Below are 12,671 nucleotides of genomic sequence, written 5' to 3' on the forward strand. Positions count from 1 at the left end.
CCAAACGCGCGCGCCGCGCCGCCGCCGCCATCGGCGCCGCGCTGGCGCTGCTGGCCGGACCGGCCTGGCTCACCGCCACGACCTATCGGCCGGCATGGCTGCTGGCCGACGTGCGCGCCGGCGCCGGCCAGTGGCACAGCCGCACCCTGGACGACGGCAGCCGCATCACCCTGGGCGGCGCCAGCGCCGTCAACCTGCGCTTCGACGCCGGCCGCCGCACGCTGGAACTGGTGCAGGGCGAGATCCTGGTCGACGTGGCCAAGGATGCGGCGCGCCCCTTCGTCGTCGAGACGGCGCAAGGCAGCATGCGCGCCCTCGGCACGCGCTTTACGGTGGCGCGCCAGGACGCGTCCACCGTCCTCACCATGCTGGAATCGCGCGTGGCGGTGCAGGCCGCTGCCGGTGGCGAAACGACGGTGGCCGCCGGCCAGCGCGTGCGCATCGACGCCGCCGGCATCGGCGCCCCGGCCCCGATCGACCCGGCCAGCATCGACGACGCCTGGCGCCTGCACCAGCTGGTGGTGTCCGACCGTCCGCTGGCCGAGGTGCTGGCGCAGCTGAACCGGCACCGGCGCGGGCGCATCCAGTACGACCCGGCGCAACTGGCCGGCATCCGCGTGTCCGCCGTGCTGCCGCTGGACGACAGCGACCGTGCCCTGCGCCTGCTGCGCGAGAGCTTCCCGCAACTGCGCATGCGCAGCGTGACGCCGTGGCTGGTCCTGGTCGACACGAACAAATAGAAAATTTTTGCGATATCGGGTTCCGGTTTTGTTTTTTGCTTCGTCATGTCAATGAAACCCATCAACAAGGAAGCATCGACATGTTTACATCATCCCCTTCGCGCAGCCTGCGCGCCTCCGCCATCGCCATCGAGCTCGCCTGCGGCGCCTTGCTCAGCGCCGGTCCGGCCCTGCACGCGCATGCCCAGGCCCAGGCCCAGGCGCGCCAGTACAGCATCGCTGCCGGCCCGCTGGCCGACGCCCTGAACCGCTACGCCCAGCTGGCCGGCGTCGCCATCGCGGTCGACGCCGCCAAAGTCCAGGGCTTGCGCAGCCAGGGCCTGTCCGGCAGCTACGGCGTGGAACAAGGTTTCGAGGTCCTGCTGCGCGGCACGGGCTACGCGGCCGGCAAGTCGGGCGCCGGTTACCTATTGATCGCGGCGCCGGCGCCAGCGTCCGCCAGGCCGGCCGTCGCGCCTCCTGTACCCGCGCAGACCATGCATGAAATCAAGGTCAGCGCCCAGACCGTGCGCAGCGCCAGCACCGAAGGCAGCAACTCCTACAACAGCAGCCTGGTGACCCTGGGCAAAGGCGAACTGGCGCGCAAGGAGATCCCGCAATCGGTCAGCGTCCTGACGCGCGAACAGATGGACGACCAGGGCCTGGCCGACCTGATGGACGCCGCCAACAACATCACCGGCGTGGTCGGCGTCAAGGGCGTCGGGCAAGGGATGATCATCAACGCGCGCGGCTTCCAGATCGATTCCTGGCAATACGACGGCGTGCCGATTCCGCGCAACACCTATGCGCTGGGCAACTGGGGCACCGAAGGCCTGGTCTATTTCGACCGCGTGGAAGTGCTGCGCGGGGCGGCCGGCCTGCTGCAAGGCACAGGCAGTCCGGGCGGCGTCGTCAACCTGGTGCGCAAGCGCGGCCAGGCCGAACGCACGGTGGCGCTCTCGGCCAGGGCCGGTTCCTGGGATCACGCCGGCGTCCAGCTCGACGCCGGCAGTCCGCTCAATGCCGACGGCACCCTCCGCGCGCGCGTGCTGGCCGATGTCGACAACAGCCACTCCTTCATCGACCAGGTCTGGGAAAAGAACCGCGCCCTGTACGCCGCGCTCGACTACGACATCAGCCGCGATACCAGCCTCGGCCTGGCCGTGAGCAGGACCGACAACCGCACGCGCCCGATGGTGCGCGGCCTGCCGCGCTATCCGGACGGCGGCGACATCGGCCTGCCGCGTTCGACCTACGTCGGCGCCCACTGGAACCGCGCCGAAATCGCGCAAACCACCGTCTACGCCGACCTCAGCCACCGCTTCAGCGCCAACTGGACCCTCAGGGCGGCCGCCGTCCACATGGACGAAAACAATTCCTCGGTACACCAGCGCATGCACGGCAAGGTGGCCGCCAACGGCAGCGGGGTCGACTTTGCCGACTGGTCCACCGACTTCAACTCGGCCAAGCTGGGCGCCGATATCTACCTGAACGGCCGCTTCGATGCGCTCAGCCTGCGCCATGACGTCATGCTCGGGGCCAATTACTCGAAATACACCTCGGACGACCGCTTCGCGCGCACCTTCAATCCGGGCGGCAACATCTTCAACATCGACCACGACCGTCCATGGATGGACTTCGACACCATCGTCGCGCGCGGCGGCCGGGCCACCTACGCCAATTACGATGTCCGCCAAAAAGGCGTCTACGGCAGCTGGCGCGCCAGGGTCGGCGACGCCCTGACCGCGATTGCCGGCGCGCGCGCAAGCTGGTACGACGAACTCTACCGCCAGCCGCGCCTCAACCAGCAGAGCACCGTCACGGCCTCGGGCAAGGTGACCCCGTACGCCGGCCTGGTGTACGCCCTGAACCCGCAATGGTCGGCCTACGGCAGCTACACCGATGTCTTCGAAACCCAGTCCGGGCGCAACGTTGCCGGCCAGGCGCTCGAACCGATCATCGGCAGCAATATGGAAGCCGGCATCAAGGGCGAACTGATGGACGGCAAGGTCAACACCTCGCTCGCCCTGTTCCGCTACGACCACAAGAACCGCTCGGTGGCCGATTACGCCGCCGGATTCGCCTGCGATGGCTGGTATTGCTACAAAGCCAGCGGCAAGGTGCGCAGCCAGGGTGTGGAAGCCGAGGCCAGCGGCGAAGTGCTGCCCGGCCTGCAACTGTCGGCCGGCTACACCTGGAACACCACCAAGTTCCTGCAGGATGCCGACAACCAGGGCAAGACCTTCAGCCAGTGGACCCCGAAGCACCTGCTGCGCGTATGGAGCCGCTACCAGTTGCCGGGCGACTGGAACAAGCTCAGCGTCGGCGCCGGTTTCAGCGCGCAAAGCCATTCCATCGGCTACGAGCGCACCTACAAGATTGCCGGCTTCAAGGTCTGGAACGCGCGCCTGGCCTGGCAGCTCAACCCGGAAGTGTCGCTGGCGCTCAACGTCAACAATCTGTTCGACAAGCGCTACTACATTCCGGCCTTTAACCAAACCGACGGCAACAACGACTACGGCACGCCGCGCAGCGTCATGTTCACCGTCAAATACACGCCCGCACTGTAAACCATGACCCTCAGCCCCACCCTGCAAATGTGGTCCCGCCTGCTCGCCGCCGTGCTCGGCGGCTATGCCTTCGCCGCCGCCCTGGCCGTGTTCCTCGGCGCGGTGTTGCCGATGGCGCGCGCCGAAGCCGTGCTGATGGGCACCTACGCCAGTTTCGCCGCTTACACGGCGGCCGTCGTCTGGGCCTTCTCGCCCTACCCGCTCGGCCGCGTCTGGCTGACACTGGCTGGCGCGAGCCTTGTCCTCGGCGGCGCCGGCATGCTGCTGGCGCGCAGCGGGAGCGGCGCATGAAGGCCGGCTGGCGCCAGTCCATGGCCTGGCTGCATACCTGGTGCGGGCTGTGGTTCTCGTGGCTGCTGTACGCCGTTTTCCTGACCGGCACCCTGGCCGTGTTCGACGAACCGATCACGCACTGGATGTCGCCCGAGCACGCGCTGGAAGAACACGCCGCCGCGCCGGCCGTGCCGGTGCCCCTGTCCGAGCGCAGGCAGCGCCTGGCCCTGGGCGCCGCCTTCATGGCCCAGGCCCACCCGCGCGCCGACATGTGGGAAATCTGGCCCATCAACCGCAACGACAACAACGCGCTGACGGCCTACTGGTTCAACCGGCAAGGCGGCTATGCCGAGGCAAAGCTCGACCCGGCCAGCGGCGCCCCGGTTGCCGCCAGCGCCGCCCACAAGCCGGTGCGCCCGACCCTGGGCGGCCACCACTTCGTCGATTTCCACTACGAGCTCCACGCCGGCAAGGTGGGCCTGTGGATCACCGCCATCGCCGCCATGGCGATGCTGGTGGCGCTGGTGTCGGGCATCGTCACGCACAAGCGCATCTTCAAGGACTTTTTCACCTTCCGCCCGGCCAAGGGCCAGCGCAGCTGGCTCGACGCGCACAACGCGATGGCGGTGCTGACCCTGCCCTTCCTGATCATGATCGCCTACACCGGCCTGGCCATCTCCAGCGTCACCCTGATGCCGGCGCCGCTGCTGGCCCGCTACGGTCCCGGCGTGGACAACATGAAGCAGTTCCTGGCCGACCTGGGCGGCCCGGCGAAACTGGCGCGCAGCGGCGACGCGCTGGCCGTGCCCGACCTGGAACGCTATGCCGCGCGCGCCGAGGCCCTGTTCAGGCAGCCGGTGCGCTGCATCGTCATCGACAACCCCGGCGACAGTTCCATGCGCATCGGCGTCTACGGCTGGGACGACGAAGCCGACTCCATGACGCGCATCGCCAACACCACCGGCATGGTCCTGTTTTCGGCGGCCAGCGGCGAGGTGCTGGCGGTGCGCCAGGGCGGCCAGGTCGACGGCGGCGCCGCCTCGCTGACCCGGCTGGTCATGGGCAGCCTGCACATGGCCAGCTTCGGCGGCCTGGCAATCCGCTGGCTGTATTTTGTGTGCGGCCTGGCTGGTACGGCGATGATGGCCACTGGCGCGATCCTCTTCATGGTCAAGCGCCGCAACAAGCATGGCGCCGAATTCGGCGCGGCCACGGCCCGTGTCTACCGCCTGGTCGAAGGGCTGAACGTGGCCGCGATTGCCGGCCTGGCCGTCGCCTGCATGGCATTTTTGTGGGCCAACCGCCTGCTCCCGCTCGACCTGGAACAGCGCGCCGGCTGGGAGCTGCGGGTCTTCTTCGGCGCCTGGGTAGCGGCGCTGGCGCACGGTTTGCTGCGCGCGCCGGCCGCCGCATGGCGCGAACAGCTAGGGGCCCTGGCCGGCCTGTGCCTGCTGCTGCCGCTGCTGAACTGGATGACCACGGGCGACCACCTGGTGGCGCAAATCGCCGGCCGCGCCGACTGGGAGAGCGCCGGCGTGGAACTGGCGGCGCTGCTGGCCGGTGCGCTGGCCGCATGGGCCGCCCTGAAGACCGGCCGGAGGACAGCATGAGCGACACCGCATTCGCCGGCGCTTTGGCGCTGGCCCTGGCCTACGCCGGCATGGCGCTGCTGTGCCTGGCGATGGACCGCCATCATCAACAGGTGTGGGGGCGCGAACCGTCGCGCAGGCAGCGCCTCGGCCTGCAGGGCGGCGGCTCGGTCCTGCTGGCGCTGGCCCTGCTGCCCTGCGTGGCGGCGTGGAGCGCGACCGTCGGCGTCGTGCTGTGGCTCGGCTTTCTGTCGGCCGGCGTGCTGCCGCTGGTGTTCCTGCTGCCGTACGCGCCGCGCGCCACGGTATGCTCGGCGCTGCTGCTGGCGCCCCTCGCGCTGGCCGGCCTGACGTCGCTCCTGTGAAAGCGGGGCCGTAAAAGCGATCGACTATAATTCGCCCGGAACAGGGCCGTCACTCCCCGAACGGCCCCGCACTGGCGGACATCGTTTTGACTACAGACTCCTTACCCTCCTTACCCTCCTTACCCACGCGCTGGCTGACGCGCAAATACCTCGTTCGCGCAGTGCTCTCGATCATCGCCGCCGGCCTGCTGGCGCTGCTTGGCCTGCTCGGCTACTTCTACGGCGTGATCGTGCCGCGCGTGCCGGCCATCGACGCCGTGGTCGACTACCGGCCCAAGATCCCGCTGCGCATCTACACGGCCGACAATGTGCTGATCGGCGAATTCGGCGAAGAACACCGCGACTTCATGCCGATCGAGAAGGTCCCGGCGATGATGAAAAACGCCGTGCTGGCCATCGAAGACACGCGCTTCTACACGCACGGCGGGGTGGACTGGATCCGCGCCGGCGGCGCCGCGCGCGCCAACCTGCGCGGGGGCTTCCGCGAGGGCGCGTCGACCATCACCATGCAGGTGGCGCGTAACTTCTTCCTCACGCGCGACAAGAAACTCGGGCGCAAGGCCGACGAGATCGCGCTCGCCTTCAAGATCGAGGACGCGCTCACGAAGGACAAGATCCTCGAACTGTACATGAACCAGATTTTCCTGGGACGGCGCTCGTACGGCTTTTCCAGCGCCGCCCAGGCCTACTTCGGCAGGCCGCTCGACCAGCTCTCGATCGCCGAAATGGCGATGCTGGCCGGCGTGCCGCGCGACCCGGTCGGCAACAACCCGGCGGTCAACCCGCGCAACGCCAAGAAGCGCCAGATGATCGTCCTCAAACGCATGCGCGAACTGGGCTACCTCGACGACGCCCAATACGCGAGCGCGAAGGAAGAACCGATCCGGGTCGCCGCCAAGCGCCAGGAATTCGACACCCACGCCGAGTACGTGGCCGAACTGGCGCGCCAGGCCGTGTTCGAACAGTACAAGGAAGAAGCCTACACGCGCGGCATCAGCGTCTACACCACCATCCTCAAGGCCGAACAGGACGCCGCCTACGACTCGCTGCGCCGCAACGTGCTGGCCTACGACCAGCGGCACGGCTACCGCGGCCCGGAATCGTTCATCGAGCTCCCGAGCGATCCCCAGGAACGCGCCGACGAGATTCGCGAAGAACTGCGCAAGCGCCCCGTCAGCGACGGCCTGACGGCCACCGTGGTCACCGACGTGTCGAGCAAGCTGGTGGCGCTGGAAACCATGGACGGCGAACGCATCGAGATCGGCGGCGCCGGCCTGCGCTTCGTGGCACCGGCGCTGGCCGCCAGCGCCAAGCCGGCCATCAGGCTGCGCCCGGGCGCGGTGGTGCGCATCGCCCAGGACAAACAGAAGGACAAGGACAAGGACAAGGACAGGGAGAAGAGCTGGTCGATCGTCCAGCTGCCGCAGGTGCAGGCCGGCTTCGTGGCGATCGATTCGGCCACCGGCGCCTATCATGCGCTGGTCGGCGGCTTCGATTACGGACTGAACAAATACAACCACGTGACCCAGGCCTGGCGCCAGCCCGGTTCCTCGATCAAGCCGTTCGTGTACTCGGCGGCGCTGGAAAAAGGCTTTTCGCCGGGCACCCGCATCCTCGACGAAGCCCTGTCCATGCCGAGCGGCGCGAACGGCGCCACCTGGACCCCGCAAAACGACGACGGCAAGTTCGATGGCGAGGTGACCATGCGGCGCGCCCTGGTGCACTCGAAGAACGTGCCGACGGTGCGCCTGCTGCGCGCCATCGAGGTCGGCTACGGCCATGAGTACCTCGGCAAATTCGGCTTCGACCTGGCGCGCCATCCGAAGAACCTGACCATGGCGCTCGGCACCGGCGCCGTCACCCCGCTGCAACTGGCGGGCGCGTATGCGATCTTCGCCAACGGCGGTTTTTCGGTCAAGCCCTACCTGATCGCCAGGATCACGGACGGCAACGGCACCATTTTGCAGGAGACGCCGGAGCCGGCCGCCGGCGACGAAACGCTGCGCGTGATCGACCAGCGCAACGCCTTCATGACCGACAGCATGCTGCGCGACGTTACCCGCTTCGGCACCGCCGCCGGCGCCACCCGCGCGCTGGGCCGCAACGACCTGGCCGGCAAGACCGGCACCACCAGCGACGCCATCGACGGCTGGTTTGCCGGCTATGCGGGCAATGTGGTGGGCGTGGCCTGGATGGGTTACGACGATCCGCGTTCGCTCGGCGGGCGCGAGTTCGGCGCCACCCTGGCCATGCCGATCTGGGTCGACTACATGCGCGCGGCCCTCGACAAGCGCCCCGCGAAGGAGCGCCCGGTGCCGGAAGGCGTGGTGCGCGAGGACGACGACTGGATCTACGCCGAATACGCGGGCAGCACCGAATTCAAGACGATCGACATGAACGAGCTGCCGCCGCTGCCGGACGACGGGACCGAGCCGGGCGAGCCGGGAGAACCGGACCAGCCGCCGCTGCCGGGTACGCCGCCGGCGCCGGCGCGCCCGCCCCAGCCGCAGTTCAACCACGGCGCCGAATCGCAGGCCGGCGGCTAGCCGGGGTCCCCGGACGCGTTCCCACCCGCGGTCGCGTCGCTCCCGCGCAGGCGGGAACCCAGGCGCGTCGTGCGGCGAGCGGCCAGGAACGCACGCATTTCGCTTTCCCGTTCCCGCTTTGCCAGCTATGATGAGACGCTTTTTTAGCACCCTCATACATACTGGAGCACTGGATGGCGATTGTCGCACTGGCGGGACCGAAAGAAATCACGATCCGAGGAGTCCTCCTCGGCATCGTCATCACCCTGATCTTTACAGCCGCCCAGGTCTACCTGGGCCTGAAAGTCGGACTCACCTTCGCCACCTCGATCCCGGCCGCCGTGATCTCGATGGCGCTGCTCAGCGCCTTCAAGGACGCCACCATCCAGGAAAACAACATCGTCCAGACCATCGCGTCGGCGGCGGGCACGCTGGCGTCGGTGATCTTCGTGCTGCCGGGCCTGATCATGATCGGCTGGTGGGCCAAGGTGCCGTTCTGGCCCGTGTTCGGCGCCTGCGCCATCGGCGGCGTGCTGGGCGTGATGTACACCGTGCCGCTGCGGCGCGCGCTGGTGTCGCAGTCCGACCTGCCCTATCCCGAAGGCGTGGCCGCCGCCGAAGTGCTGAAAGTCGGCACCTCCTCGCGCAGCGGCGCGGCGGAAGGCAAGCTTGGCCTGATGGCGGTGATCTGGGGCGGCCTGGCCTCGGCCTTTTTCGCGGCCGCCGCCGGCGCCAAGCTGATGGCCGCCGAAGTGGCCTTCTACTTCAAGACCGGCAGCGGCGCCACCGGCATCGGCGCGGCCAGTTCGCTGGCCCTGCTGGGCGCCGGCCACCTGATGGGCATCACCGTCGGCGTCGCCATGCTGGTCGGCCTGCTGATCGCCTGGGCCGTGCTGGTGCCGGTATTGACGTCGATGGAACCGGCATCGACCCTGTCGGCCGCCGACCAGGCGCTGGGCATGTGGAGTTCCAAGGTGCGCATGATCGGCGCCGGCGCCATCGGCACCGCCGCCATCGTGACCCTGGCCAGCCTCGGCAAACCGGTCCTGGGCGGCCTGAAATCGGCGCTGGAAGCGGCGCGCAAGGCCAAGGCCGAAGGCGCCGCCATCGACCGCGCCGACCAGGACCTGCCGATCTTCATCGTCGGCCTGGTGACCCTGCTGGCCATGGTGCCGGCCGGCTGGCTGCTGGCCAGCTTCCTGCAAGGCGGCGTGCTGGCCAGCCTGTCGCTGCCGCTGGTGGCGGTGGGCGTCGGCTACATCCTGGTGGCCGGCGTGTTCGCCGCCGCCGTATGCGGCTACATGGCCGGCCTGATCGGCTCGTCCAATTCGCCGGTGTCCGGCATCGCCATCCTGACCATCCTGGGCGCCTCGCTCAGCGTCGGCTTCGTCGGCAAGCACGTCATGGGCCCGGAAGTGGCGCACGCGCTGGTCGCCTACGCGCTGTTCGTCACCACCGTCGTACTGGCGGTGGCCGTGATCGGCAACGACAACCTGCAGGACCTGAAAACCGGCCAGCTGGTCGGCGCGACCCCATGGAAGCAGCAGGTGGCCCTGCTGATCGGCGTGGCCGCCGGCTCCACCGTGGTGCCGCTGGTGCTGGACCTGCTCAATAACGCCAAGGGCTTCGCCGGCGCCGCCAACGTCGGCGTGCCCGGCGACGATCCGCTGGCAGCCCCGCAGGCAGCTTTGATTTCGACCCTGGCCAAGGGCGTCATCGGCAATAACCTGGACTGGAAGCTGATCGGCTACGGCGCCATGCTCGGCCTGGCCCTGGTGGCGGCCGACTTCATCATCCGCAAGTCCAGCAAGGAGCGTTTCAGCCTGCCGCCGCTGGGCGTGGGCCTGGCGATCTACCTGCCGGCGGCGGTCACCTCGCCCGTCATCGTCGGCGCCGTGGCCGGCTGGCTGTTCGAACGCGCAGTCAGCAGCGCGACATGGGGCGAAGCGGCCAAGCGCATCGGCGTGCTGGTGATGTCCGGCTTTATCGTCGGCGAAAGCCTGTTCAACGTCGGCCTGGCCGGCCTGATCGTGGCCACCAACGTGGCCGAACCGCTGGCCATCGACAACGGCATGGGCGAAACCACGCACATGCTGATCGCCCTGGTGCTGGGCGGAGCGATCGTCAGCGGCCTGTATCGCTGGGCCGCCCGCAGCGCGCAAAAAGTCGCGGGCTGACCCTCATCCCGTCGCCATGACGCCGCCCGGTGTCGTGGCGAACCGGGGGCCGGCGTATTCGATGCTACACTTGTTGTCGTTCGAATACTATTTCTCGCGCCCCATGGCTCCCTCCCGTCTCAGTCTCCTCATTGCCGCGCCGGTCGCACTGCTGTCCGCGCTGGCGCTGGGACTGGGCGTCCTGCTGCACCTGTCCCGCCTGGACGAGGCCACCCGCGCCATCGACGAATCGCGCTTGCGCTTTACCTTGGGCGAGCTGCGCGCCGATGTCGAGGCGCGCATGGCGCTCGGCATGCCGCTCGCGGGCTTGCCCGGCGTCGGCGCCGCCCTGGAGCGCGAACTGGGACGCGACCCGGCCATCGCCGCCATCAGCGTCGTCGACAGCGCCGGCAAGACCGTCTTCCACGCGGGCGCCCCGGACCCGGCCGCGCCGGCGCTGCTGGCGCGGCAGACCGCGCGCGACTGGCTGCTGCGCGAAACGGGCGGCGTCACCCTGGGAGCGCGCCTGTCGCAGCGCGACGGCGCGCCGGCCGGCACGCTGCTGCTGCGCCACGCCATGCGCCGCCAGCAGGACGCCGTGGCGCTGGTGGCGCGCGAACTGGCCCTGGCCGCCGTGTGCGCCGCCCTCCTCACCACCCTGTGCTTCGTGTTCGGGGTCGACCTGCTGGTGCGGCGCATGCGGCGCACCCTGGCCGGGATGCACGCCGCCCTCGGCGACGGCGCACCGCCCAAGCAAGCCATACCGCATGCGAACGCGCTGGTGGGCGACGTGAATGTCATGGCGGCGAATGCCCTGCACGACCTGGCGGCGGCGCGCGACACGCTCGCCCCGGCGCACGCCAGCGCCCCGCTGGCCATCGAATGAAGCAGGTACTGCGGCGCGACCGCGAACTGTACGCGCGTCCCGTGCGCCTGCTGTGCGCTTTCATCCTGGGCGTGATGCTGCTCACCCAGGCGGCGCTGGCGGCGTATGCCTGGTCGCTCTCCGGCCAGCGCTTCCTGCCCGCGCTCGAACAAAAGGCGCTCACCATCGCCGAGGCGCTGGCGCAGCGCCAGGCGCGCGCCATCGGCCAGGGCGCGCCGCTGCCGGCCGGCGGCCCGGCCTGGGATGCGATCCTGGCGCAACACCCCGACATCGCCTACATCACGCTGACCGACGCCGCCGGCAAAGTCCTGTACCGGGGCGGCAAGGGCGCCGAAGTGGTCGCGCCAGAAGACCATCTCGACACGCGCGCCGACATCGTGCACCGCTTCGCCAGGCACGGCCAGGTGCACGTGGGCGTGGCGCGCGGCTACGTGCAAAGCCGCATGAGCGCCCTGCGGCCCGAGCTCGCCGTGCTGCTGGTGGCCAGCCTGCTGATCGCCTTCGAGGCGCTGTGGTTCATCCTCACCGTGCATTGTTCGGCGCCGGTGCGCCAGGTGATCGCGGTGATGAGCCGCATGGCCGCCGGCGATTTCCGCTTTCGGGCCGGCGATGCGCAGGCCGATGGCCTGGAGGCGCGCCTCGATCGGCTGGAGGCGCGCATCAACGCCGGCTTTCGCGAGGTGGTGCGGCGCGCCGGCGCGCCGGGACAGCAGGCGCTCGGCGCCATCGTGCTGCGCCGCCTGCGCGCCCGGTACCGCTTCAGCGAAGACGCCGACAGCGCCCAGCTGGCGCGCCAGCGCATCGCCGGCGTGCGCATCCTGGCCTTTTTGTGCGTCTTTTCCGCACTGCTGGTGCAGCCGGTGCTGCCGCAGCACGCCGTCGGCGCCGGCCTGCCTGGCGCCGCGCTGCCGGCCGGCGCCGGCCTGCTGGCCCTCGCGCTCGCGCTGCCCTGGGCCGCGCGCTGGTCGGACCGCGCCGGCCGCCGCCGTGCCTTCGTCGCCGGCGCGGTGGGCGCGGCGGCCGCCCTGGCCTGCGCCGCCTTCGCACCCGATCTGGCGGCCCTGGCACTGGCGCGCGCGGCAGGCGGCGCCGGCGTGGCGCTGATGCTCACAACCTGCCATGGCCACGTGCACGACCACGCCGACAGCGGCGCAACCGCGCGCGGGCTGTCCATGCTGGCCGGCGGCGCCGCGCTGGCGGCCTGCTGCGCCCCGGCGGCGGGCGCGCTGCTGGCCGACCACCTGGGCGTCGGCGGTGCTTACCTGGCCGCCGCCGGCACGGCCTTGCTGGCGGGGGCCGTGGCAGGCTTCGTGCTCGATCCACGCGGCGCGCGTCCGCGCACGGCAGACGGCCGGCGGCGCTTGCTGGCTGCGGCGGCATTGCCGTGCGCGGCGCTGCTGACGGTGATCGTCCCCTCGGCGACGGCGCTGCGCGACGGCGCCGGCCCATGGCCCTGGCTGTCCGGCCTGGCCGCAGCCTTGCTCATTACCCTGTTCGCGCGCGCTGGCCGCATGCCCCGGCGGGTGTCCTGAACCGGTTTTTGCCGTATTCCACCGGACAAAGCGGAACCTGCGTGCTAGGATGGCAA

General features: G+C 69.8%; 9 protein-coding genes. All 9 read left to right on the top strand.

Annotated elements, in window-relative coordinates:
* A partial coding sequence (locus EJB06_RS30185) for a FecR family protein (protein ID WP_126077732.1) occupies nt 1-740 on the top strand: 740 nt, incomplete at its 5' end.
* An 80-nt stretch (nt 741-820) separates the two neighbouring features.
* The gene (locus EJB06_RS30190) at nt 821-3,289 is read left to right on the top strand and encodes a TonB-dependent siderophore receptor (protein WP_126077733.1); all 2,469 of its coding nucleotides are present in this window, start codon (nt 821-823) and stop codon (nt 3,287-3,289) included.
* Between the two features lie 3 nt (nt 3,290-3,292).
* Nucleotides 3,293-3,580: a hypothetical protein gene (locus EJB06_RS30195; RefSeq protein ID WP_126077734.1), complete on the top strand. Its 288-nt coding sequence runs from the start codon at nt 3,293-3,295 to the stop codon at nt 3,578-3,580.
* Nucleotides 3,577-5,172 (top strand): PepSY-associated TM helix domain-containing protein, encoded by a 1,596-nt coding sequence (locus tag EJB06_RS30200; RefSeq protein WP_229427358.1) that lies wholly within the window; start codon nt 3,577-3,579, stop codon nt 5,170-5,172. Before EJB06_RS30195 ends, EJB06_RS30200 begins: the two co-directional genes overlap by 4 nt.
* A complete protein-coding gene (locus EJB06_RS30205) occupies nt 5,169-5,516 on the top strand; it encodes a DUF3325 domain-containing protein (protein WP_126077735.1) in 348 nt (115 codons plus the stop codon). Before EJB06_RS30200 ends, EJB06_RS30205 begins: the two co-directional genes overlap by 4 nt.
* Before the next feature lie 134 nt (nt 5,517-5,650).
* Nucleotides 5,651-8,062 carry a penicillin-binding protein 1A gene (locus EJB06_RS30210; RefSeq protein WP_126077765.1) on the top strand — a complete coding sequence of 804 codons (2,412 nt, stop codon included), beginning with the start codon at nt 5,651-5,653 and terminating at the stop codon, nt 8,060-8,062.
* A 173-nt stretch (nt 8,063-8,235) separates the two neighbouring features.
* Complete coding sequence (locus tag EJB06_RS30215; protein WP_126077736.1) at nt 8,236-10,218, top strand: OPT family oligopeptide transporter; 1,983 nt, start codon at nt 8,236-8,238, stop codon at nt 10,216-10,218.
* A 103-nt stretch (nt 10,219-10,321) separates the two neighbouring features.
* Nucleotides 10,322-11,083 (top strand): hypothetical protein, encoded by a 762-nt coding sequence (locus EJB06_RS30220; RefSeq protein ID WP_126077737.1) that lies wholly within the window; start codon nt 10,322-10,324, stop codon nt 11,081-11,083.
* Nucleotides 11,080-12,615: an MFS transporter gene (locus EJB06_RS30225; RefSeq protein ID WP_126077738.1), complete on the top strand. Its 1,536-nt coding sequence runs from the start codon at nt 11,080-11,082 to the stop codon at nt 12,613-12,615. The genes EJB06_RS30220 and EJB06_RS30225 overlap by 4 nt, the downstream gene beginning before the upstream one ends.
* Nucleotides 12,616-12,671: the final 56 nt, after the last annotated feature.

Source organism: Massilia atriviolacea, assembly GCF_003953935.1.
Taxonomy (GTDB): Bacteria; Pseudomonadota; Gammaproteobacteria; order Burkholderiales; family Burkholderiaceae_D; genus Telluria_A; species Telluria_A atriviolacea.

Excerpts from the sequence above, each read along its gene's own strand:
- EJB06_RS30190 (WP_126077733.1), top strand. The coding sequence starts at position 821 with ATGTTTACATCATCCCCTTCGCGCAGCCTGCGCGCCTCCGCCATCGCC.
- EJB06_RS30195 (WP_126077734.1), top strand. The coding sequence starts at position 3,293 with ATGACCCTCAGCCCCACCCTGCAAATGTGGTCCCGCCTGCTCGCCGCC.
- EJB06_RS30200 (WP_229427358.1), top strand. The coding sequence starts at position 3,577 with ATGAAGGCCGGCTGGCGCCAGTCCATGGCCTGGCTGCATACCTGGTGC.
- EJB06_RS30205 (WP_126077735.1), top strand. The coding sequence starts at position 5,169 with ATGAGCGACACCGCATTCGCCGGCGCTTTGGCGCTGGCCCTGGCCTAC.
- EJB06_RS30215 (WP_126077736.1), top strand. The coding sequence starts at position 8,236 with ATGGCGATTGTCGCACTGGCGGGACCGAAAGAAATCACGATCCGAGGA.
- EJB06_RS30220 (WP_126077737.1), top strand. The coding sequence starts at position 10,322 with ATGGCTCCCTCCCGTCTCAGTCTCCTCATTGCCGCGCCGGTCGCACTG.
- EJB06_RS30225 (WP_126077738.1), top strand. The coding sequence starts at position 11,080 with ATGAAGCAGGTACTGCGGCGCGACCGCGAACTGTACGCGCGTCCCGTG.